Origin of the sequence: Kineococcus sp. NPDC059986 (assembly GCF_040702905.1) — a bacterium.
Lineage (GTDB): Bacteria > Actinomycetota > Actinomycetes > Actinomycetales > Kineococcaceae > Kineococcus.
Genome location: NZ_JBFBND010000012.1, coordinates 71,410 through 92,346 on the forward strand (window position 1 = coordinate 71,410; position 20,937 = coordinate 92,346).

Below are 20,937 nucleotides of genomic sequence, written 5' to 3' on the forward strand. Positions count from 1 at the left end.
GCCCGCAGGCTAGTTCGCCGTCCCGAGCTCCGCCGCGCGGGTGATCCCCAGCTCGTCGACGGCCGCCTCGAACACCGTCGCGAGGTCGAGGGAGAACTGCGGCGTCACGAGCGGGCTGCTCGTCAGCCCGCCGACCAGGCACTCGTGGACGTGCTCGAGCATGAACCGGTGGCCGTGGGCGACGACGTGGTCGTGCTCGGTGACGTGCTCGGTCCCGTCCGGGCCGGTGCGGTGGACGGTGAACCGGGGCGCCGCCGGCAACGGCGAGCCGACCTCGATCCAGCCCTCGCTCGCCTCGATCCAGGCGCGGGACGGCGTGCGCGCCACCATCGTCGTCGAGACGGCCGCGGCCGCCCCGGAGTCCCAGCCGAGGGCCAGCGCGACCTGCCGGTCGACCCCCGACGGGGTGAGCGACCCCGCGACCCGCACGGTCGAGGGCGTCCCGAAGAGGGTGAGGGCCAGCCCCACCGGGTAGGGCCCGAGGTCGAAGAGCGACCCGCCACCGATGGCCGGGTCGTGGAACCGCGTCAGGGACGGCGGGGCGGGGAAGCCGAAGTCGGCGTGCAGGCCGTGCACGTCACCGACCTCGCCGCGCCCGATGAGGTCCAGGAGCGCCACGGTGCCCGGCAGGAAGCGCGTCCAGTAGGCCTCCATGAGGAAGACCCCGCGCTCGCGGGCGGTGTCGAGCAGGTCCCGGGTCGCGGCCAGGCTCACGGTCAGCGGCTTCTCGACGAGGACGGCCTTGCCCGCCAGCAGCGTGGCCTTCGCGGGGGCGTGGTGCTGCGGGTGGGTCGTCGCGACGTAGACGGCGTCGACCCCCGGGTCCGCCAGCATCTCCTCCACCGAGCCGTACGCGCCGACGTCGGTGCGCCCCTCGGGCACGAAGCGTCGCGCCCGCTCGGCGTCGCGCGATGCGACGGCGGCGAGCCGACCCGCCGGCGCGAGGTCCAGCGCCTGCGCCACGTCGCGGGCGATGCCACCCGTCCCGACGAACCCCCAGCCCACGGTCACTGCGGCACCTCCTCCTTGTGCGGCAGGGACTGCGAGGCCCCGGCCCGGCTCACGGTCACGGCGGCCACCCGGGCCGCCCACTGCGCGGCCTCGAGCAGGCCCAGCCCGTCGAGCAGGCCGTCGGCGAGCGCCGCCACGTAGCTGTCCCCCGCGGCCGTCGCGTCGACGAGGTCGGCCGGGGTCGCGGCGACCTCGGCGTGCCCGCCGGGGGTGACGACGAGGGAACCGCGTTCGCCGCGCGTGACGATCGTCGTGCCCGTGGGCCGCACCGCGCGCGCCTGCGCCACCAGCCCGTCGACGTCGGTCGCCACCTCCCCGCCCGCGAGCACGGCGAGCTCCCCCGCGTTGGGGACCAGCAAGTCGGCGCGGGTCAGCAGCTGCGGGGGCAGCGGGCGCGCGGGGGCGGGGTTGAGGACGAGCAGCCCGGTGCACAGCTCGGCGGCCGCGAGCAGCGCGGCGTCCGGGACCTCGCACTGCAGCAGGACGACGCGCGCCGAGCTCACCGCCTCGGCGGCCGCCCGCACGCGGGCGTCGTCGACGTGGTCGTTGGCGCCGGGGCTCAGGACGATGGTCGACTCCCCGGAGTGGACGAGGACCACGGCCACCCCGGTGGGGACGTCGAGCTCGGCGACGTGCTGGACGTCGACACCCTCCGCGGCCAGCGCCTCACGCAGCCCACGGCCCTCGGCGTCGTCCCCGACGGCCCCCACCATGGTCACGCTGCGCCCGAGCCGGGCGGCCGCGACGGCCTGGTTGGCGCCCTTGCCGCCCAGACCCCGCTCGGCGTCGGCACCGCGCACGGTCTGCCCCGCGGGCGGGAGCTCGGCCAGCCGGATGGCGAGGTCGGCGTTGACGCTGCCGACCACGGTGACGTCGCGCGTCTTCTCGGCGTGCGGGTTGCCGTGACTGTCGTACGTGATGCTCACGCCCCCACCTCCCCGTGGTCCCCCGCGTCGCCGCGCACGGGCAGGACCCAGATGGCGGCCACCGCGGGGTCACCGAGGTCGACGGTGCGTTCGGCGCCCAGCCGCACGACGGTGGTGCCGGCGAACTCCCGGCGCTGCAGGACCTCCAGCCGCAGGTCCAGCCCGATGCCGAGGTCGGCGAAGTAGCGCAGGACGTCGGGGTCGGCGTCGGAGATGCGCGCCACGACGCCGACGCCGCCCTCGGGGACGTCGGAGAGGTTGTGCGCCCCCGGCTGGGGCACGGTGCCGTCGGGGCGCGGGATGGGATCGCCGTGCGGGTCGCGCTCGGGGTGCCCGAGCCGTGCGTCGAGGCGGTCGAGCATCCGGTCGGAGACGACGTGCTCGAGCACCTCGGCCTCCTCGTGCACCTCGTCCCAGGAGTAGCCGAGGTCGGCGACGAGGAACGTCTCGAGCAGGCGGTGCCGGCGGACGACGGCGAGCGCGCGGGTGCGGCCGGCGTCGGTCAGCTCGACCCCGCCGTACCGCTCGTGGCGCAGCAGCCCCGCGTCGGTGAGCTTGCGGACGGCCTCGGAGGCCGTGGAGGCGGACACGCCCATGCTCTGCGCCAGCATCGACAGCGTGATCTTGGCGTCGGACCACTCCCCGGCGGCGTAGACGGTCTTGAGGCAGTCCTCCGCGGCCGGGGTGGCCGCCGGCGCGGAGGTCGACGAGGCGCGGGGCACGGCCACAGCTTGCCACCTCGGTCCGACACCGGTCCGGGGCGCACCGGAGCACCCGACCCTCCGGGGTTTCGGTGCACCGAACTCGGGGTTACAGTCGAACGGACAGGGGTGTTGGACGACCACGGGAGACGACGTGCAGCGCAGTGCTCGCACCACGGGCCGGGACACGGGCCGGGACGCGGTCGTCTCGGCGGGCGACGTCCTCGTGGGCCTGGCCCTCCTCGTCGTCGCGGGCTTCGCCGGAGCGGAGGCGCGCTGGAGCACCGCCGCCCTCGCCGTGGTCGTCGCCGTCGTGTGGTGGGCGGCCGCGTGGTGGCGGCTCGGCCGTGTCCGCGGGACCCGGCCCGCCGGTCGTGCCCGCACCGCGGGCTGACCCCCTCCCCCGTGGTGGTGCCACGATCGCCCGGTGACCGCGCCTGACCCGACTCGTGCCCAGACCGCCGACCTGGCCCCCGATCTGACCCCCGACCTGACCCCCGACCTGGGACCCGCCTGGCGCCGCGGTCGGCCGCCGCGGGCACTGCGACACCTCGACTCCGCCGCGGCGGGCCGCAGCAGCTGGGCCGTGCTCGACGCCGTGACGACGCACCTGCGCGCCGAGGCCACCCGGGGCGCCTACGTCGCGGCGCTGGAGGCGGCCCCGGTCCTGGACCGCGCCCGCGAGCACGTCCGGACCCTGCTCGGCTGGCAGCCCGGCGAGGGGGTCGTGGCCTTCGTCCACAGCGCCGAGGACGCGCTGCGGCAGGTCCTGCTGCGCTGGCCGGGCGACCTGCCCGTCGCGGTGGCCCACCCCCGCGGTGAGTACGGCCCGAACCTCGGCGTCCTGGCCGGGCTCGGCATCGGCACCCTCGTCCTGGACGTCCCGCACCGCTGGGACCCGGACGCGGTCGCCCGGGGTCTGGCCGGGGCGGGTGAGCGGCCGGACCTCGTGCACCTCACCTGGCTCGGGTCGCACGCGGGCACCGTCCAGCCGCTCGCGGACGTCGTGTCCGTCTGCCGTGCAGCGGGTCTGCCCGTCGTCGTCGACGCCGCGCAGGCCTTCGGGCACCTCGACACCACCCCGGCCCGGGAGGCCGACGTCGTCTACGGCACGTCCCGCAAGTGGCTCGCCGGGCCCCGGGGAGTCGGTTTCGTCGCCGTCCGCGGGCCGCTGGCCGACCGCTGCGGGCCGCTGGAGCAGGCCGAGGCGACCGTCGCGGGCCGCGTCGGGTTCGCGGCGGCCCTGGCCGAGCACGTCGACCTCGGGCCGGCGGCCGTCCACGCGGGCCTGGCGGCCGTGGGGTCGGCCGTCCGTCGCCGGCTGGCCGACGGCCTCGCGGGGTCGTGGGAGGTCCTCGAACCCCTCGACGAACCCAGCGCGACCGTGACGCTGCGCCCGCTGCAGGCCCTCGACGTGCCCGGTCTGCGCGCCGACCTCATCGCGACCGACGGGATCGTCACCACCGCCCTCGGCACCGAACGCGCCCCGCTGGAGATGACGGCGCCCGCGCTGCGCGTCAGCGGCCACCTCGACACCACGGCCGATGACGTCGACGCCCTGGTGACCGCCCTGCTGGGACGTTCCTGACCGTTCCCGGCGGGCGGGCGGTGGTCGACCCTGCCAAGGTTGACTAGAAGACGGTCCGGAAGTCGTACGCGGAGGAGGAAGTCCATGGTGGGAAAGGTTCTGCTGCTGGCGGCGGCGGGGGCCGGGTACGTGCTCGGGGCGCGCGCCGGCCGGGAGCGCTACGAGCAGATCAGCAGTTCGGTGAGCCGGCTGTGGGGCAACCCGAAGGTCCAGTCCCGCGTGGTCGACCTGGAGGACAAGGCGGGTGACCTGGCCCGTCAGGCCGGGTCCGTCGCGCAGGAGAAGGTCGGCGCGGCCGCGGGGTCGGTGGCCGGCTCGGTGAAGGACCGGTTCTCCGGCGGGTCGAACGGCGCCGGCAGCGGGTCGGCGCTCGGCGACCAGCACCACACCCGGATGCCCACCGACTGACGGGCACCGACTGACCAGCACAGCACCAGCGGGTGCGCACCGGCGACGTGGCACCGAGGGTGGGGACATGAGTTCTCCCACCGTCGGTGACCACGTCGTCTCGCGTCTGGGGGCGTGGGGCGCCCGCCGGTTCTACGGCTACCCCGGCGACGGCATCGGCGGTGTCGTCTCGGCCATCGGCCGGGCCGTGGCTGCCGGGGACGCCGAGTTCGTCCAGGTCCGGCACGAGGAGACCGCGGGTTTCGCCGCGACGGCCGACGTGAAGTACGGCGGTTCCCCGCTGGGGGTCGCCGTCGCCACCTCCGGCCCCGGCGCCGTGCACCTGCTCAACGGCCTCTACGACGCCAAGCTCGACCACGTCCCGGTCGTGGCCCTCGTGGGCCAGACCGCGACGAACGCGCTGGGGACGGGCTACTACCAGGAACTCGACCTCGTCCGGCTCTACAGCGACGTGGCCGGCGACTTCGTGTTCCAGGTGACCTCCCCCAGCCAGGTGCAGCACGTCGTCGACCGCGCCGCCCGCACGGCGCTGGAACGGCGGACCGTCACCGCGGTCGTCCTGCCCAGCGACGTCCAGGACCTCGACGCCGTCCTCGACGTCCCCGAGGGCCACGGGTTCAGCCACACCTCCGCCGTACGCGGTTCGCTGCCGGGAACCCCCCGGGCCGAGGCGCTCGCCCAGGCCGCGGAGGTGCTGCGGTCCGGGAAGAAGGTCGCGATCCTCGCCGGCGCGGGCGCCCTGGGCGCGACCCCGGAACTCACGGCCGTCGCGGACCGGCTCGGGGCCGGGGTCGCCAAGGCCCTGCTGGGCAAGGCCGTCCTCGACGACCGCCTCGACTGGGTGACGGGTGCCATCGGGCTCCTCGGCACCCGTCCCAGCTACGACCTCATGCGGCAGTGCGACGTGCTCCTCATGGTCGGCACGACGATGCCGTACTCGGAGTACTACCCCGCCCCGGGGCAGGCCCGCGCCGTCCAGATCGACGTCGACGGCACGCGGTGCGGGATGCGCTACCCCACCGAGGTGAACCTCGTCGGCGACGCCCGGGAGACCCTCGCCGCCCTGCTGCCGCTGCTGGAGGGCGCCGACCCCGACCCCTCCTGGCGCGAGGACATCGCGCGGTGGAACCACGCCTGGGACGCGTGGGGGGTCGAACGCGCGCGGGCCGAGGCGAAACCCTTGAACCCCGAACTCCTCGTCCGCGGGTTGTCCGACCGCCTCGCCGACGACCACCAGGTCGCCGTCGACTGCGGGACCGTCACGAGCTGGTTCGCCCGCGACCTCGACCTGCGGCCCGGCATGACGGCGTCGCTGTCCGGCACGTTGCTGTCGATGGGCGGAGGGCTGCCGTACGCCATCGCCGCCAAGCAGGCCCACCCCGACCGCCCGGTCCTCGCGCTGCTCGGCGACGGGGCGATGCAGATGAACGGGCTGTCCGAACTCGTCACCGTCGCCCAGCGCTGGCGGACGTGGGCTGACCCGCGGTTCGTCGTCGTGGTGATGAACAACCGGCAGTTGTCGTTCGTCGCCTGGGAGGCGCGGGCGATGCAGGGCGAGGTGCCGTTCGACGCGGCGATGGACGTCCCGGACGTCCCCTACGCCGGGTGGGCGGAACTGCTCGGCCTCGCGGGCCGTCGCGTCGAAGGGCCCGAGGGTCTCGACGACGTCCTCACCGCCGCGATGGCCGCCGACCGCCCCTTCGTCCTCGACGCGGTCGTCGACCCGAACGTGCCGATGATCCCGCCGCACGTGAGCCTCGAGCAGGTCCTCGGGACGGCCAAGGCGACGCTCGCGGCGGGGCTGAGCGGCGACGCCGCGGACCGTGAGTCGGCGCGCGAGATCGTCGTGGAGGGCGTGCGCGAGACCGTGGGGGCCGCGGCCCGCGCGGTGCGGGAGCGCGTGCGGCGGCCGGACTAGTCTCGGCGGGAGCCGGGGGCACCCGGCGCTCCCGACGCCCGGAGGTCCCCCTGTCCACCCCCCGCGTCCTCTTCGTGGCCGACTCGCTGCGCAGCAACGGCGCCGTGAGCATCACCGTGGACCTGGCCCGCCGGTGGGCGGACGCGGGGGCGCGGCTGCTGGTCCTCAGCAGCACGCCGGGTGAGCGCACGCCACCGGCCGGCACGGTCGTCGAGCGGCTGGCCCCCCGGACGGGTCGGTTGCGCGAGGGGGTCCTGCGGGGTCTGCCGCACCTGGTGGCCCGGGCCCGGGGAGCCGACATCGTGGTGACGGCGTCCGAGATCGGCCCCGGCGTGCTCGTCGGGTTCCTCGCCGCGCGGTTGGGTCGTCGGCCGTTCGTCGTGGCGGTGCACGCCGACCTCGACGAGGCCCTGCAGGAGTGGGTGCCACGGCGCCTGCACGGGCTGACCCGGTTCGTCCACCGGCACGCCGACGGGGCCCTGGCCGTGGCGGCGGCGTTGGTGGACCCGCTGGTGCGCAACGGGTTGCCGGCCGACCGCATCCGCGTCGTGCGCAACGGTGTCGACCTGGAGGCCATCCGCAACGCCGCGCGGTCCGGGGCCGGGCTGCTCACGGGTGACCCGGCCCCACGCACGGTCCCGGTCGTCGTGGCGACGGGCCGGCTCGCCCCGCAGAAGGGGTACGACCTGCTGCTGCGCGCCCACGCCCGCGTCGTGGCGGACCACCCGCACCGGGTCCTGGTCCTCAACGACGGCCCGGAACGGGCTGGGCTGCAGCAGCTCGCCGCGGAGCTCGGGGTCACCGGGTCGGTGGAGTTCGCCGGCGCCGACGTCCCGCTGCTGCCGACCGTGGCCGCCGCCGACCTGTTCGCCCTGCCGTCGCGGCACGAGGGACTGCCGCTGGCGCTGCTCGAGGCCCTCGCCCTCGGCGTCCCCGTCGTGGCGGCCGACTGCGCCGAGGGGGTCCGCGTCGCGCTCGACGGCGGCCGCGCCGGGCGGCTGGTCCCCGTCGAGGACGTCGACGCGCTCGCCGACGCCCTGCGCGCCCACCTGCAGGACCCCGGTCCGCTGCGGGAGCTGGCGGCGCGGGGTCTGGAGCACGTGCGCGCGTTCGACCGGGGCCCCATGGCGCAGGCGTGGGTGGACGCCCTCAACGCCTTCCGCTGAGGTCGGCCGGAGTCAGCCGGAATCAGCCGAAGAAGGACCGGACCCCGTCGACGACCCGGTCCAGCGTCTCCTTCTCCATGTACGGGTGCAGGGGCAGGGTGAGCACCTGCTCGGAGGCCTCCTCGGTGACGCTGAGGTCGCCCCGCCGGTTGCCCGCGTAGAACGAGTAGCCGTGGGGCCCGTAGTAGTGGACGCCCGTCGCGATCCCCCGCCGCGCGAGGTGGTCGACGAGTTCCTGGCGGCGCCCGCCGAGGACCCGCGTGACGTAGAGGTAGGGCGCGACCCCCTCCCAGTCGGTGGGGAAGGACAGCAGCCCGTCCAGCGGCCGCAGGGCGTCGTCGTAGTAGCGGCAGTAGTCCTGCCGATTGGCGACGATCTCGTCGAGCAGCGGCATCTGGGCCAGGCCGATGGCCGACGGCACGGACCCCAGGTGGCAGCGGTACCCCTGCCGGACGACGTCGAAGTCCCAGTTCCGCTGGTTGCGGTAGCGGGCGTCGGTGTCGGAGTCGATGCCGAGGTGGCGCAGTTCGCGCAGGACCTGGACGTCGGCCGGGTCGGGTGTGACGACGGCGCCGCCCTCGAGGGTCGTGATGGTCTTCACCGGGCCGAAGCTGAAGCACGTGATGTCCCCGAAGGACCCGACGGGGCGGCCACCGCTGCTGGAGCCGAAGGCGTGGGCGGCGTCCTCGATGATGCGCAGGCCGTGCCGGTCGGCGAGTTCGCGCAGCTCGTCGACGCGGGCGGGGATCCCGAGGTAGTCCACGACGAGGATCGCGCGGGTGCGGTCGGTGACGAGTTCGGCGACCCGGGCCGGGTCCAGCGTGAGCAGTTCGCGGTCCACGTCGGCGAACACGACGTCCGCGCCGGTGCGGCTGAAGGCCTGGTGCCCGGCGACGTAGGTGAACGACGGGGCGATGACCTCGTCGCCCGGGCCGAGGCCGATGAGGCGCGCGGCGATGTGCAGGGCCTCGGTGCAGGAGTTCGTCGAGACCACGCGGCGGTCGGTGAGACCGAGCCGTTCCTCGATCGCCTCCTCGAACTTCTTGCTCAGCGGGCCCATCCCCAGCCAGCCGGCCGCGAGCGCGTCCTGGGCGGCCTGCTGGACCTCGGGACCGAGGTAGGGCCGGTACACCGGCACCTTTTCCGTGGTCCCCCCGGTGTGCTGCGCGGTGTGCTGCGCGGTGTGCTGCGCGGTCTGCAGCGTGGTCGGCGCCGGTGCCATCGTCGTTCCCCCTCCACGACGGCCGAACGCGGCCGCCCCCGTCGTCCCGACCCCCCGGGACGCCTGGAAGCTAACACCTGGAACCCGTTCTCGGATCCCCCTTCCGGAGCACCGGAAGCGCTGCGCTGCAGTGCGTCACCCACAGGAACGCTGTGTCGACCGGAACCCGCCGTTCGGACTGTAAGTGAGGTGAGGCTAAGCTCTCTTCCATGCCCACGCGCCTCACCCGCCGTCACCTCCTGTCCGCCTCCGTGCTCGGCCTCGCGGGCACGTCCGGTCTCGCCGCGTGCGGCGCGGCCCAGGAGTCGGAGCTGGACGCGGGGGCCGAGGCGGGCACCGGGGCCGAGACGGCGGGGTTCCCGTTCCGGTACGAGCACGTCTTCGGCGAGACCGTCCTGGACGCGCCGGCCCGGCGGGTGGCCGTCCTCGGGGTCACCGACGCCGACCCGCTGCTCGCCCTCGGGGTGCAGCCCCTGACGAACACGGGGTTCAGCTTCTACCCCCGGCAGGGACTCGGTCCGTGGGCCGCCGACCTGCTCACCGGTGACCTGGTGAAGCTCTCCTCCGACTCCGAGGCGAGCGTCGAACAGGTCGCCGCCGTGCGGCCCGACCTCGTCCTGGCCCTCGTCTCGGGCATCGACGAGGCGCGCTACGAACAGCTCTCCGCCGTGGCCCCCGTCCTGGCCCGACCGGCGGGGTCCGTCCCCTACGCCGCCGACCGCACCGCCTCCACCCTCACCGTCGCGCGGGCCCTCGGCCGGGAGGAGGAGGGACGGAGACTGACCGACGCCGCCGACGCCGCGTTCACCGACGCCGTCGCCGCCCACCCCGAGTTCGGCGGCCGCACCGGTGTCGTCGCCCTGCCCTACGAGGGCAGGTACGGCGTGTTCTCGCCCCGGGACGCCCGCGGCGCCTTCCTGCGCGACCTCGGGTTCACCCTGCCGCCGGCGATCGCCGCGCTGGACACGGGTGCGAGCTTCTTCATCGACGTCTCCGCCGAACGGCTCGACCTCCTCGAGGCCGACGTCCTCGTCGTGCTCACCGACGACACGACGCGACCGGCGGTGCAGGCGGACCGGGTCCTCGCCGACCTGCCCGTCGTGCGCCGGGGCGGCCTCGTGCTGCCCGAGCTCGACGTGCGGGGCGCCATGACCTACAACAGCGTCCTGTCGGTGCCCTACGGCGTCTCGCGGCTCGTGCCGGAACTCGCGTCCGCGCTGTCCTGAGCCGCCGCACGGTCCCGGAGCACGACCGCCAACGTCCTGCGCGGCAACACGTACCAGCAGACGAGGACGAGGGCGGCCACCGCACCGCCGGCCACCCAGCCGGCGACGCGGCCGCCCACGACGTCGACGACGAGGGACACACCGCCGGACACGACGAGCCCGACGGTGGCCAGTCCGGCCTTGGCGAACGCCGACCCGGCCCGCACCAGCTGCGCCTTGGACCGCTGCTGGAACAACGCCCGGTGGTAGCCGACCGGGGCGATGAACAGCACGACGGCCGTCACCGCCAGCAGCAGGACCACGAGGTAGACCGACTCCTGGTAGCGGTCGAGGTCCTCGAACCGGGACTGGAACGGCAGCGTCAGGAGGAAACCCGTCAGCAGCTGCACCCCGGTCTGCACGACGCGGAGTTCCTGCAGGAGTTCCACCCAGTTCCGGTCCAGCCGCTCCGTGGGCGTCTCCCGCCGCAACCCGCGGTAGGGGTCCTCCGGGTCCTGCGCCCCCGTCGTCACGTCACGCCCCGCCCGCGACGGCGAGCAACCGGACGACCGTGCGCAGGTTGCGCGTCGTGAGGTGGGGCTTCCACCGCGCGGCCGCGGCGCGCCGGGCGAACGGGGTGTCCGTGCTGGACCCCTTGGGGCAGCGCCAGTACAGGACGTCACCCGCCAGGGCCACCTCCTCCCCCTCCTCGTCGTCGTCCGGGGTGTGCTCGCCGGCCAGGGCCGCGAGCCGGTCGGGGTCGGAGGTGAACACGACGTAGGGGTGGAACCGCTCGTCGTCACGGACGAAGGGGTAGGCCGCCGCGACCTGGGCGAGGCGCTGCAGCGTGAGGACGACGACCCACGCGTCGTACCCGAAGGTCGCGCGCAACGCGGCCTCGGCGCGGACCTGGACGTCCCGGGCCGAACCGTCCTGCGCCTCCAGGACGACGTTGCCGCTGGCCAGCACCGAACGCACCCCCGTGAACCCGGCCTCCTGCAGGCAGGCCGACAGGGGTGCCGACCGGACGGTGACCCCGCCCACGTTCACCCCGCGCAGGAGGACGACCCACTTCACGCCCCCACCTTGTCGCGGCGTTCCAGCTCCAGCAACCGGCCCTTCGCCTCGGCCCCGCCGGCGTACTGACCGGTGCTGCCGTCGGACCGCACCACGCGGTGGCAGGGCAGCACCAACGGCACCGGGTTGCGGGCGCACGCCGTGCCGACCGCGCGGACCGCCCGGGGGCTGCCGACCGCCGCCGCCAGCTCGGCGTAGCTGATGCGCAGCCCGAAACCGATGTGCGGCAGGGCGTCCAGCACCGAGCGGCGGAGCCCGCCCGGGGCCAGGCTGAGGTCGACGGGCACGTCGAACACGTGCCGCCGGCCCGCGAAGTACTCCTCCAGCTCCCGGGCCAGCGGGTCGAGCCGGGCCGGAGCCCGCAGGACCCGCGGGCTGATGCGCTGCGCGAGTTCCTCCACGGCCGCGTCGTGCCCCTGCTGCTCGAAGGCCACCCGGACCACCCCGGCCGTCGTCGCGGCGACGAGCAGCGACCCCAGCGGTGAGTCGACCGTGCGGTAGGCCACGTCGAGCACCCCCGCCTCGGCCGCCCGCTGCGCCAACCGCTCCCGCAGCCGCGTCGTGAGGTGCGCCTCCACCAGGCTCATCAGAACTCCTCCTCCGTCCAGGTGCGCCGCAACGCGGCGATGCCGTCGGCCGCGGCGCGACGCGCGGCGGCGGGCGTACCGCCCACGAGGGCGGCGACCTCGTCGTAGGGCAGCCCGCCCACGTGGTGGTAGGCCACGCACTGGCGCTGCTTGGGGGGCAGGGCCGCCACGGCGCGCCACACCTGGTCCCGTTGCTGCGACCGGCCGTCGCCGGGGTGCTCCCCCGACGTGGCCGGTTCCGGCGGGTCCGCGACGGGCACCGCCCCGCGCGCCCGGGCCCGCAGCACGTCGACGGCCTTGCGGTGCGCGATGGTCACGAGCCATCCCCGCACGTCGCTGCCGGGCCGCAACCGCGGGTAGGCCGTCAACGCGGCCAGGAACGTCTCCGACCAGGCGTCCTCGGCCGCGTGCTCGCCCAGGAGGGCGCGGCACACCCGCAGCACGGTCTCCCCGTGCTGCTCGACGACCCGCTCGAAGGGTTCCACCGCTGCTCCCACACCCCACCAACGCACCGCGCACCCCGGATGTGAGGTCGGCCCTGCGACCGGCGTCCCGCAAGGGCGTGGACAGCCTGGCACGTGGCGGGCCAGGCTCGGCCCATGAGCTCCGTCCGCTTCGGCACCGTCGCCCTCGACACCCCCGACCCCCGCGGCCTGGCCGCCTTCTACGGGACCCTCCTGGGCTGGGAGGTCGAGGACTCCTCCGACGACGAGTGGGTCACGATCAGCGGGGGCGGGGTGCGGCTGTCCTTCCAGCTGGCGCCCGACCACGTGCCCCCGACGTGGCCCACCGGTGCCGTCCCGCAGCAGGCCCACGTCGACCTGCACGTCGCCGACTACGCGAGCACCGAACCGCAGGTCCTGGCCCTCGGCGGCCGCCTCCTCGAGGACGACGCCGAGCACCCGTCCTGGCGGGTCTACGCCGACCCGTCGGGGCACCCGTTCTGCCTGTGCCTGGAGGGCTGAACCCGGCCCGGGCCCGTCCCGTCCGCGGGTTCGTCCCCCGGCCCGGGACGGTGCTGGACCCGCAGGCCTGGCCCGACCGCGTCCCCGCGGTCCGCCGGCTGCTGACGACCGGGCTCGACCTGCCGGCCGGCGTGACCTTCCTCGTCGGCGCCAACGGAGCCGGCAAGTCCACGCTGGTCGAGGCGATGGCCGGAGCGTTGGGGGCGCACGTCGAAGGGGGCACCGGCGACCACCACGCCGGCCCGGACCGCGGCCGCCGGACCGACCGCTCCACGCTGGCGGACCGGCTGCAGGTCGTGCGGGGGCCGGGCGGGCGACGCGAGACGTTCTTCCTGCGCGCCGAGACGATGCACCGGTTCTACGACTACCTCGAGGAGTCCGACCGCGAGGCGGTGAACAAGGTCGGGTACCAGTACCACTACCGCAGCCACGGGGAGGGGTTCCTCGACCTCCTCACCGGCCAGTACGTCGCCCGCGCCGCCGTCGTCCTCCTCGACGAACCGGAGTCCGCCCTCTCGTTCGAGAACTGCCTCGTCGCCGCGCGGGCCCTCGCCGACCTGGCCGCACGGGGCAAGCAGGTCGTCTGCGCCACCCACTCCCCGGTGCTGACGGCCCTGCCCGGCGCCCGGATCCTCGAGGTCGACGAGCGGGGTCTGACCCCGACCACGTGGGAGGACCTCCGGCTCGTGCACGACTGGCGGTTCTTCCTCGATGCCCCCGAGCGCTACCTCGGGGACGTGCCGTGACCACCCCTGGAGGAACTCCCGTCGTCACCCCCGTCGTCCGCGCCCGGGCCCTGCGCGCCGCGGACGGGCCGGCGTGGCTGGACGACCTCCCCCGCCGCACCGGGGAACTCACCCGGCGCTGGGCCCTCGCCCTCGGGGCGCCCCTGGCGGGCGGGACGGCCGCCGTCGTCCACGAGGTCGTCCGGGCCGACGGCACACCGGCGGTGCTCAAGCTGCCCGTCCCGGACCCGGGGAACGCGCTGACGACCCGGACCCTGCTCACCGCTGCCCGGACCGAGGACGGGGGCGGGTTCGTCCGGGTCCTGGCCCACGACGGGGACGACCTGCTGCTGGAACGCCTCGGCCCGTCGCTGGCCGCGTCGGGGCGGACGGCCGACGAGCAGCTCGCCGTGCTCACGGCGCTCCTGCCGCGGGTGTGGCGGCTGCCGCCGCACGGTCCGCCCGTCGACGAGGCCGCGGGGCTCACGCGCTTCGTGCTGGACCTGCTCGACGGCGCTCCCGACGACGTCACCGGCGCGGCGCTCGAGTGCGCGGACCGGCGCTCGCGCGCGTTCGTCCCGGAGCGGGCGCGCCTCCTGCACGGCGACGCGGCTGCGCCGCACGCGTTGCTCGCACCGCAGCGCCCCGAGGGCGCGGCCTTCGTCGATCCCGACGGGTTCACCGGCGACCCCGCCTACGACGTGGGGGTCGCGCTGCGCGACTGGTCCGCCGAACTGCTGGCCCACCCCCGCCCCGCCGAGCTGCTGCGCGGCTGGTGCGCCAGCGCGGCGGCCCGGACCGGCACCGACCCGCAGGCCGTGTGGGAGTTCGCGTTCCTCGAACGCGTCAGCACCGGCACGTACGCCCGGGCGCTCGGGGCCGACGACCTCGCCGGTCCGCTGCTGGAGTCGGCGCGGCGGCTGCTGCCGGACCTGTGACCCGAACCCGTGACCCCGGACGAACGGAAGGCCCCCACGCGGGGGCGTGGGGGCCTTCGGTCCTACCGGCCGGTCAGACGGTGAGGTCGACCGGTTCGCCGATCGCCTCGGGACGTTCGCACGTCGTGGTGAGCGTCACCGACGTGTGCCCGTCGGCGGCGGCCTGCACCGACTCCATGATCTCGAGGACGTGCAGGGCGACCTCGTCGTTGGCGCGGTGCGGACGGCCTGCCTCCACGGCCAGCGCCAGGTCGGCCAGGCCGTAGCCGCGGCCGGAGTCGACGTACCCGGCGGTGGCGCCGGCGTCGACCCAGTTCACCGCGGGGTCCACGTCCGGGCCAGGGGCGGGAGCGGTCGCCGCGGCGAACAGTTCCACGGAACCCTCGAACATGTTCGGGTCCGGGACCGAGATCGAACCGCCGGTGCCGTGCACCTCGATGCGCGGCAGCCGCGCGGCCCACGTGTCGAAGCTCATGACGAGCGTCGACAGCGCACCGGAGGCGTGCTCGAGGATGCCCGTGATGTGGGTGTCGATCGTGACGTCGAACGACTCCCCCGCCCGCGGACCGGAACCGATGGTGCGCTGCTGCGAGGGACGCGCCGACGCGCCGACGACGCGGACGACCGGGCCGAGCAGGTGCACCAGCGAGGTGAGGTAGTACGGCCCCATGTCGAGCAGGGGGCCACCGCCGGGCTGGTAGTAGAAGTCCGGCTGCGGGTGCCAGCGCTCGTGGCCGGGGGTGGTCATGAACGCGGTGGCCGAGTGCGGCGTGCCGATCCTTCCGGCGTCCACGAGGGCGCGCGCGGTCTGGATGCCCGTGCCGAGCACGGTGTCCGGGGCGCACCCGACGCGCACTCCGGCCGCCGCGGCGGCCTTGACGACCTCACGGCCCTCGGCGACGGTCATCGCCAGCGGCTTCTCGCCGTAGACGTGCTTGTCGGCCGCGATGGCCTGCAGCGCGACCTCGGCGTGCGTGCGCGGCAGCGTCAGGTTGAGCACCACGTCGACGTCCGGGGACGCGAGCAGTCCCTCCAGGGACAGCACCTGCGCGCCGTGCTCGTCGGCCAGCGCCTGCGCCCGCTCGGGCACGAAGTCGCTCACCGCGGTGATCTGCAGCTGCGGCAGGCGCTTCAGCGACGCCGAGTACTGCGCGGAGATGACACCGGCGCCGACGACGCCGACCTTCAGCGGGCTGCCCACAAGAGGCCCCTCTCGATGATCGTCTTGACGTTCTCGTCCTTCAAGGTGGCCGGGTCGTGACCCGGCGTCGCGACGAAGATCCTGCCCTTGCCCCACTGGCGCGTCCAGACCGCCGGGGAGGTCACCGGGCGGGTCCACGGGTCCCACTGCCGGACGGCCTGCGTCGTCGTGGCCAGCACGTCGACGTAGTCGTCGGACAGCACCCAGTACTGCTCGGTGACGAGGTCGAAGTCCTCGATCCCGGAGGTGATGGGGTGCGAGGCCGCCGCCGGCAGCATGTTCACGCGGTAGGGCATGTAGTTGTCCTGCGGACCGCCCTCGCGCTCGTCGGGGTGCTTGCCCGGGTGGCACCCGAACTGACCCCCGACGAGGGTGAGGTAGTCCGAGTTCGCGCGGTAGGAGTCGGCGATGCCGCCGTGCCAGCCGGCGAACCCGGTGCCGTTCTCGACGGCCGTGCGCAGGCCCTCGAACTCGGCCTGCTCGATGGTGTTCATGGTGTTGCACTGGACGATGAGGTCGACCGTCGCCAGGTACTCGGCGTCGGTGTACACCGTCGGCGTGGCCTTCGAGCTGGGCCCGAAGTCGGTGCCGAGGTCCTCGACGCGGACGGTGAAGCCGTTCGCCTCCAGGTGCGGGATGAAGAGTTCGGTGGCCTCGACGGGCGAGTGCCCGTCCCAGCCGCCGCGGACGACGAGGGCCTGACGCGTCACAGGTGGAACCTTCCGGTCACTTGGAGAAGCCGGCGGTGAGGCCGGAGAGCAGCTGACGACGACCGACCACGTACAGGGCGAGGATCGGCAGCGTGGTGAGGACGACCGAGGCGAGCACGGCCGGGATGTTGACCGAGTACTGGCCCTGGAAGCTCCACAGCGCGAGCGGGAGGACGCGCAGGTCGGCGCGGTCGGTGAGGATCAGCGGGAGCAGGAACCCGTTCCAGATCTGCAGCCCCTGGTAGATCGTCACCGTCACCAGCGCGGGCCGGGTCAGCGGGAACGCCAGGCGCCACATGGTGCCCCACTCGCTCGACCCGTCCATGCGCATGGCCTCGAACAGCTCGTTCGGGACGTCGCGGACGAAGTTCGAGAGGATGAGGACGGTCAGCGGGATGGCGAAGGCGATCGAGGGCAGGATCAGCGCGCCGAGCGAGTTGTACATCCCGGTCTTGATGATGATCAGGTAGATCGGGATGATCGTCGCCTGCAGCGGGATCGCGAGCCCCATGAGGAACAGGGCGTTGACCGCCTTGAGCCAGCGACCGGCGCCCCGCACGATCGCGAAGGCCGCCATGAACGAGATGAGGACCGCCGGGACGGTGGCACCCACCGTCACGATGACGGAGTTCGCGAAGTAGCGCAGGAAGTCGTTCTGGAGGACGAGCTCGTAGTTGTCCAGCGTCGGCGCGGACGCCGGGAGCAGCGGGTTCGAGCTGAAGTAGGTGGCCGACGTCTTGAAGCTCGTGATGACGATCCAGTAGATCGGCACCAGGACGATGAGCAGCCAGAGCCAGCCGAAGCTGCCCCCGAGCCAGTTCTTGCGCTCGGTGGCCTTGCGGCGCGAGCCGGAGGGACCGGACGTGGTGCGGGCCGCGGGACCCGCGGTGGCTTGCGTGGCCATCGGTCAGGCACCTTCCAGCTGGGAGTTGCGTTCCTTGCCGCCGAGGCGCTGCAGGAGCTGGGCCAGGACGAGGCCGACCACGACGAGGATCACGGCGATGGCCGAGGCGAGACCCATCTGGTTGGCCCGGAACCCGGTCAGGTACATGTCCAGCGCCAGGACGCGGGTCGCGTCGTTCGGGCCGCCCTGGGTGAGGACGAAGATCAGGTCGAACGTGGTGAGCGACCCCACGACCATCAGCGTCGAGGACGTGATCATCGTGTTCTTGAGCTGGGGCAGGGTGATGGAGAAGAACTGCCGCACCCGGCCGGCCCCGTCGATCTGGGCGGCCTCGTACATCGAGACCGGGATCTGACGGATCGCACCTTGGTAGATGAGGGAGTGGAACGGGATCCACTGCCAGGCGATGATGAAGATCACGACGCCCATGGCCAGCGTGCCGTTGCCCAGCCAGTCCTGCGTGAGGATGCCGAGCTTCAGCCCCGGCCCGAGACCGAAGTTCGGGTCGAGCAGCGCCTTGTAGGCGATGGACACGGCCGCGGCCGAGAGCAGCAGCGGCAGGAAGAACAGGACCGCCAGGAACGCGCGGTACTTCTGGCTGCCCGAGATGAAGACTCCGAGCAGGATCGACAGCGGGGTCTGCGCCAGCCACGACAGGACGATGACGAGGAACGTCACCCAGAGGGCGTGCGGGAGACCGGGGTCCGTGAGCACGGCCGTCCAGCTCGTGAGCCCGGTGAAGGAGATCGCCCCGATGCCGTCCCAGGAGGTGAAGCTCAGGACGAACACCCCGATGAGGGGGATCACGGCGAACGCGACGAAGATCAGGAGAGCCGGCAGCACCAGCCACCCCAGACGACCCGTCGAGGTGTGGGCCGTGGGAGTGCTCTTCACCGGCGCACGGCGGGGGGCCGTGCTCACGGACGCGCTCACGAGCCGATCGCCGCGTTCATGTTGGTGGCGAACTGCTGCGGGGTGATGGCCAGACCGAAGAGCTTCTCGATGTTGTCGAGCAGCGTCTCGGCCTCGGTGGGCGACAGCGCCTGGTCCCAGGACTGCTGGAAGTTCTTGGCCTCGGTGGCCGCGTCGTAGACGAACTTCAGGAAGTCCGCGTCGTCGGGGGCGGCCGAGGCGAACTGCGCGTCCGAGCCCTTGACGATGGGGACGCCACCGGAGGCGATCCACTGCTTGGCCTCGGCGTCGGTGTTGATGCCGCTCTTGAAGAAGGCCAGCGCGATGTCCTTGGCCTCCTTCGACGCCTTGGAGGAGATCGAGAGGTACTGGGCCGGGTTGCCGAAGTTGTTGGACGGGTCACCCGTCCCACCCTCGACGGGCGGGAAGTTCATGTAGCCCAGGTGGCCGCCGGAGACGAAGTCGCCGCCGTCGGTCTTCATGGAGCCGTAGGTCCACGAACCGTGCAGCATCATGGCGGCCTTGCCCGTGTAGAGCAGGGCCTGGTCGGCGTTGGAGTCGGCCGTGATCGACGCGAACCCCTTGACGAAGCCGTTGGCCTTGACGAGGTCCTGGATCTTCGTGAGGGCCTCGATGGCGGCCGGGTTGGACCACGAGTCCTTGGTGCCGTTGTAGATCGCCTCGAAGACCTGCGGACCGCCGACGCGGTCGAACATGAGCTCGAGCCACATCATGTTCGTCCAGCGCGACTGCCCGCCCAGGGAGATCGGGGCGATGCCGGCGGCGTTGAACTTCGACACCAGCTCCAGCATGTCGTTCCAGCTGGTGGGCGGCTGGACGCCGACCTGGTCGAAGACCTTCTTGTTGTAGTAGAGGATGATCGGCTGCACCGTCTCGCACGGGATCGCGTAGATCTTGTCCTCGACCGTCGCCGCCGCGTAGGCGGTGTCGAAGAGCCGGCTCTTGACGTCGGGGTTCGACTGGAAGAACGAGGTCAGGTCGTCGACCACGCCCTGCTTGGCGTAGTCGCGCAGGGTGCCACCGCCCCACCCGAAGATGATGGTCGGGGCCTGCCCGGCCCCGATGGCCGTCTTGATCTTGGCCTTGTAGGCGTCGTTCTGGAACGAGCTCGTGGTGATCTTCTGGTCGGAGTGCGCCTTGTTCCACGCCTCGACCGTGCTCTGGCGGATGCCTTCGCCCGGCTGACCGCTGAGGATCCAGTCGGTGGCGCCCCCACCCGAGCCCGAGCCGGCGGGACCGGAGTCGCCGCAGGAGGCCAGGACGGTGGCGACGAGCGGGGTCACCCCGGCCAGGGCGAGGAAGGACCGACGCGATGCGCGGTTGTGATCCACAGTGATCTCCGTTGTGCCGAGCCGCAGCCCTGCGGCTGTTCCACCCCACGGCCCCGGGCGGGGCCGTGTCGAACGCTGTCGAAAAGCTTTCGACCGCGCTGTCTGGCAGTGACGATAAGAGGGTCCCGGTCCCGCGGTCAAGCGGTTGTCACCACTCACGCCCTCTCGATGTGCAAGTCGTTGCCGCGCAACGGTCTCCATGTCTCGAACGCATATCGAAAATTTTCGAGAAAGGCTGGCGTCCAGCACCGGTCGCGCCGTAGAGTCGTGCCACTTCGAGTCGAGGAGGACCCGTGCTGGACCGTCCGCACACCCCCACCCGGTCCAGGGACAAGACCACCCTGGCCACCATCGCCGCGAGCGCCGGCGTCTCCGTGGCGACCGTCTCCAAGGTCGTCAACGGCCGGGAGGACGTGTCCGCGCAGACCCGCGCCCTCGTGGAGGAGCTCCTCGTCCAGCACGCGTACGCCTCGCCGGCCACGCGACGGGTCGTCACCGGCAGCAGCACCGTCGAGTTCCTCATCGACGGCGACTTCTCCTCCTACGCCACGGCCGTCGTCGACGGGGTGGTGGAGGCCGCGAGCGCCGCCGACGCCTCGGTCGTCGTCGGGCTCCTGCGCGACGAGCGGGGCGGCCGCTACCCCGCTCCGCCGCGCTCCTGGGCCCGCGCCCTGGCCGCCAAGGGGCGCACCGGCGTCATCGTCGTCACGGGCGAGCTGACGGGGGCGCACGTCGACGCCCTCGCCGCCGTCGACGTCCCCCTCGTCGTCATCGACCCGCTGAACCTGCCCCGCCGTGAGGTCGCGAGCGTCGGCTCGACGAACTTCACCGGCGGCCTGACCGCGACGAACCACCTGCTGGCCCAGGGCCACCGGAGCATCGCGTGGGTCGGCGGCCCCCCCGGGTCGCAGTGCAACCAGGCCCGCCTGCACGGGTACCGCGCGGCCATGGAGGGGGCCGGGCTCGCCCCCGTCGCCGAGCACGTCCTGAACTCCGACTTCCAGTACGAGGCGGGACGCCGGCTCGGGGCCCAGCTGCTCGCCGGTCCGGACCGGCCCACGGCCGTCGTCGGCGGTTGCGACTCCATCGCGCTCGGCGTCATGGAGGCCGCCCGCGCCCTCGGCCTGCGCGTGCCCGACGACCTGTCGGTGACCGGTTTCGACGACACCGAGCTCGCGGCCATGGCCGCTCCCCCGCTGACGACGATCCGCCAGCCGCTGCGGGAGATGGGCCGGGTCGCGCTGCGCACGGTCCTGCGGATGGCGAGCGGGGACCTGCTGGACTCCCACCACGTCGAACTCGCCACCGAACTCGTCGTCCGGGGGTCGACGGCGCCACGCTGACGGGCCACCGCCGACAGTGAACCGCTGACGGTGAACCGCCGACCGGTGAGTTCGCGGGCCCGGCCGGGTCACGAGGGG

Annotated in this window: 23 protein-coding genes; 10 read left to right on the plus strand and 13 right to left on the minus strand. The window is 73.7% G+C overall.

The window, feature by feature from the left end; all coding sequences use genetic code 11:
• Nucleotides 1-9: 9 nt before the first annotated feature.
• Genes AB0637_RS11320 through AB0637_RS11330 form a run of 3 tightly spaced genes read right to left on the minus strand, consistent with a single transcriptional unit; the run spans nt 10 to nt 2,659 of the window.
• Nucleotides 10-1,011 (minus strand): Gfo/Idh/MocA family oxidoreductase, encoded by a 1,002-nt coding sequence (locus AB0637_RS11320; RefSeq protein ID WP_366172251.1) that lies wholly within the window; start codon nt 1,009-1,011, stop codon nt 10-12.
• Entirely contained in the window at nt 1,008-1,937 is a 930-nt protein-coding gene (locus AB0637_RS11325; RefSeq protein WP_366172253.1) for a ribokinase, read from the minus strand. Before AB0637_RS11325 ends, AB0637_RS11320 begins: the two co-directional genes overlap by 4 nt.
• On the minus strand, nt 1,934-2,659 hold the full coding sequence (locus AB0637_RS11330; protein WP_366172254.1) for a metal-dependent transcriptional regulator: 726 nt from the start codon (nt 2,657-2,659) through the stop codon (nt 1,934-1,936). Before AB0637_RS11330 ends, AB0637_RS11325 begins: the two co-directional genes overlap by 4 nt.
• 133 nt (nt 2,660-2,792) lie before the next feature.
• Between AB0637_RS11330 and AB0637_RS11335 the strand changes: the two genes are divergently transcribed.
• From AB0637_RS11335 to AB0637_RS11355, 5 genes are all read left to right on the plus strand, one after another.
• Nucleotides 2,793-3,032, plus strand: a complete 240-nt coding sequence (locus AB0637_RS11335; RefSeq protein WP_366172255.1) for a hypothetical protein — start codon at nt 2,793-2,795, stop codon at nt 3,030-3,032.
• A 33-nt stretch (nt 3,033-3,065) separates the two neighbouring features.
• Nucleotides 3,066-4,226 carry an aminotransferase class V-fold PLP-dependent enzyme gene (locus AB0637_RS11340; RefSeq protein ID WP_366172256.1) on the plus strand — a complete coding sequence of 387 codons (1,161 nt, stop codon included), beginning with the start codon at nt 3,066-3,068 and terminating at the stop codon, nt 4,224-4,226.
• 84 nt (nt 4,227-4,310) lie between these two features.
• Nucleotides 4,311-4,634: a YtxH domain-containing protein gene (locus AB0637_RS11345; RefSeq protein ID WP_366172257.1), complete on the plus strand. Its 324-nt coding sequence runs from the start codon at nt 4,311-4,313 to the stop codon at nt 4,632-4,634.
• A 67-nt stretch (nt 4,635-4,701) separates the two neighbouring features.
• Nucleotides 4,702-6,552 (plus strand): thiamine pyrophosphate-requiring protein, encoded by a 1,851-nt coding sequence (locus tag AB0637_RS11350; RefSeq protein WP_366172258.1) that lies wholly within the window; start codon nt 4,702-4,704, stop codon nt 6,550-6,552.
• 74 nt (nt 6,553-6,626) lie between these two features.
• Entirely contained in the window at nt 6,627-7,718 is a 1,092-nt protein-coding gene (locus AB0637_RS11355) for a glycosyltransferase (RefSeq protein ID WP_366172259.1), read from the plus strand.
• Nucleotides 7,719-7,740: 22 nt separating this feature from the next.
• On the opposite strand, the gene AB0637_RS11360 is transcribed toward AB0637_RS11355, so the two are convergent.
• Complete coding sequence (locus tag AB0637_RS11360) at nt 7,741-8,940, minus strand: DegT/DnrJ/EryC1/StrS family aminotransferase (RefSeq protein ID WP_366172260.1); 1,200 nt, start codon at nt 8,938-8,940, stop codon at nt 7,741-7,743.
• Nucleotides 8,941-9,149: 209 nt separating this feature from the next.
• Between AB0637_RS11360 and AB0637_RS11365 the strand changes: the two genes are divergently transcribed.
• The gene (locus tag AB0637_RS11365; RefSeq protein ID WP_366172261.1) at nt 9,150-10,166 is read left to right on the plus strand and encodes an ABC transporter substrate-binding protein; all 1,017 of its coding nucleotides are present in this window, start codon (nt 9,150-9,152) and stop codon (nt 10,164-10,166) included.
• On the opposite strand, the gene AB0637_RS11370 is transcribed toward AB0637_RS11365, so the two are convergent.
• The 4 genes from AB0637_RS11370 to AB0637_RS11385 are packed head-to-tail and all read right to left on the minus strand — an operon-like array spanning nt 10,118 to nt 12,294.
• Nucleotides 10,118-10,678 carry a DUF6328 family protein gene (locus tag AB0637_RS11370; protein ID WP_366172262.1) on the minus strand — a complete coding sequence of 187 codons (561 nt, stop codon included), beginning with the start codon at nt 10,676-10,678 and terminating at the stop codon, nt 10,118-10,120. The two genes, AB0637_RS11365 and AB0637_RS11370, sit on opposite strands and share 49 nt — an antisense overlap.
• A 1-nt stretch (nt 10,679) precedes the next feature.
• Complete coding sequence (locus tag AB0637_RS11375; protein ID WP_366172263.1) at nt 10,680-11,222, minus strand: DUF1697 domain-containing protein; 543 nt, start codon at nt 11,220-11,222, stop codon at nt 10,680-10,682.
• Nucleotides 11,219-11,809, minus strand: coding sequence for a methylated-DNA--[protein]-cysteine S-methyltransferase (locus AB0637_RS11380; protein WP_366172264.1), 591 nt, complete (start codon nt 11,807-11,809; stop codon nt 11,219-11,221). Before AB0637_RS11380 ends, AB0637_RS11375 begins: the two co-directional genes overlap by 4 nt.
• Nucleotides 11,809-12,294 carry a sigma-70 family RNA polymerase sigma factor gene (locus AB0637_RS11385; RefSeq protein WP_366172265.1) on the minus strand — a complete coding sequence of 162 codons (486 nt, stop codon included), beginning with the start codon at nt 12,292-12,294 and terminating at the stop codon, nt 11,809-11,811. The genes AB0637_RS11380 and AB0637_RS11385 overlap by 1 nt, the downstream gene beginning before the upstream one ends.
• Nucleotides 12,295-12,408: 114 nt before the next feature.
• On the opposite strand from AB0637_RS11385, the gene AB0637_RS11390 reads away from it, so the two are divergent.
• Genes AB0637_RS11390 through AB0637_RS11400 form a run of 3 tightly spaced genes read left to right on the plus strand, consistent with a single transcriptional unit; the run spans nt 12,409 to nt 14,437 of the window.
• Nucleotides 12,409-12,774 carry a VOC family protein gene (locus AB0637_RS11390; RefSeq protein ID WP_366172266.1) on the plus strand — a complete coding sequence of 122 codons (366 nt, stop codon included), beginning with the start codon at nt 12,409-12,411 and terminating at the stop codon, nt 12,772-12,774.
• Nucleotides 12,759-13,520 (plus strand): AAA family ATPase, encoded by a 762-nt coding sequence (locus tag AB0637_RS11395; RefSeq protein WP_366172267.1) that lies wholly within the window; start codon nt 12,759-12,761, stop codon nt 13,518-13,520. Before AB0637_RS11390 ends, AB0637_RS11395 begins: the two co-directional genes overlap by 16 nt.
• Complete coding sequence (locus AB0637_RS11400) at nt 13,517-14,437, plus strand: aminoglycoside phosphotransferase family protein (protein WP_366172268.1); 921 nt, start codon at nt 13,517-13,519, stop codon at nt 14,435-14,437. The genes AB0637_RS11395 and AB0637_RS11400 overlap by 4 nt, the downstream gene beginning before the upstream one ends.
• Nucleotides 14,438-14,510: 73 nt before the next feature.
• Here the strand turns inward: AB0637_RS11400 and AB0637_RS11405 are convergent, their stop codons facing one another.
• Genes AB0637_RS11405 through AB0637_RS11425 form a run of 5 tightly spaced genes read right to left on the minus strand, consistent with a single transcriptional unit; the run spans nt 14,511 to nt 19,516 of the window.
• Nucleotides 14,511-15,638: a Gfo/Idh/MocA family oxidoreductase gene (locus AB0637_RS11405; protein WP_366172269.1), complete on the minus strand. Its 1,128-nt coding sequence runs from the start codon at nt 15,636-15,638 to the stop codon at nt 14,511-14,513.
• The gene (locus AB0637_RS11410; RefSeq protein WP_366172270.1) at nt 15,623-16,348 is read right to left on the minus strand and encodes a ThuA domain-containing protein; all 726 of its coding nucleotides are present in this window, start codon (nt 16,346-16,348) and stop codon (nt 15,623-15,625) included. Before AB0637_RS11410 ends, AB0637_RS11405 begins: the two co-directional genes overlap by 16 nt.
• A 16-nt stretch (nt 16,349-16,364) precedes the next feature.
• Nucleotides 16,365-17,252 (minus strand): carbohydrate ABC transporter permease, encoded by an 888-nt coding sequence (locus tag AB0637_RS11415; RefSeq protein WP_366172271.1) that lies wholly within the window; start codon nt 17,250-17,252, stop codon nt 16,365-16,367.
• Between the two features lie 3 nt (nt 17,253-17,255).
• Nucleotides 17,256-18,146, minus strand: a complete 891-nt coding sequence (locus AB0637_RS11420) for a sugar ABC transporter permease (RefSeq protein ID WP_366172272.1) — start codon at nt 18,144-18,146, stop codon at nt 17,256-17,258.
• A gap of 35 nt (nt 18,147-18,181) precedes the next feature.
• A complete protein-coding gene (locus AB0637_RS11425) occupies nt 18,182-19,516 on the minus strand; it encodes an extracellular solute-binding protein (RefSeq protein WP_366172273.1) in 1,335 nt (444 codons plus the stop codon).
• Nucleotides 19,517-19,809: 293 nt separating this feature from the next.
• On the opposite strand from AB0637_RS11425, the gene AB0637_RS11430 reads away from it, so the two are divergent.
• Entirely contained in the window at nt 19,810-20,859 is a 1,050-nt protein-coding gene (locus AB0637_RS11430) for a substrate-binding domain-containing protein (protein ID WP_366172274.1), read from the plus strand.
• Nucleotides 20,860-20,937: the final 78 nt, after the last annotated feature.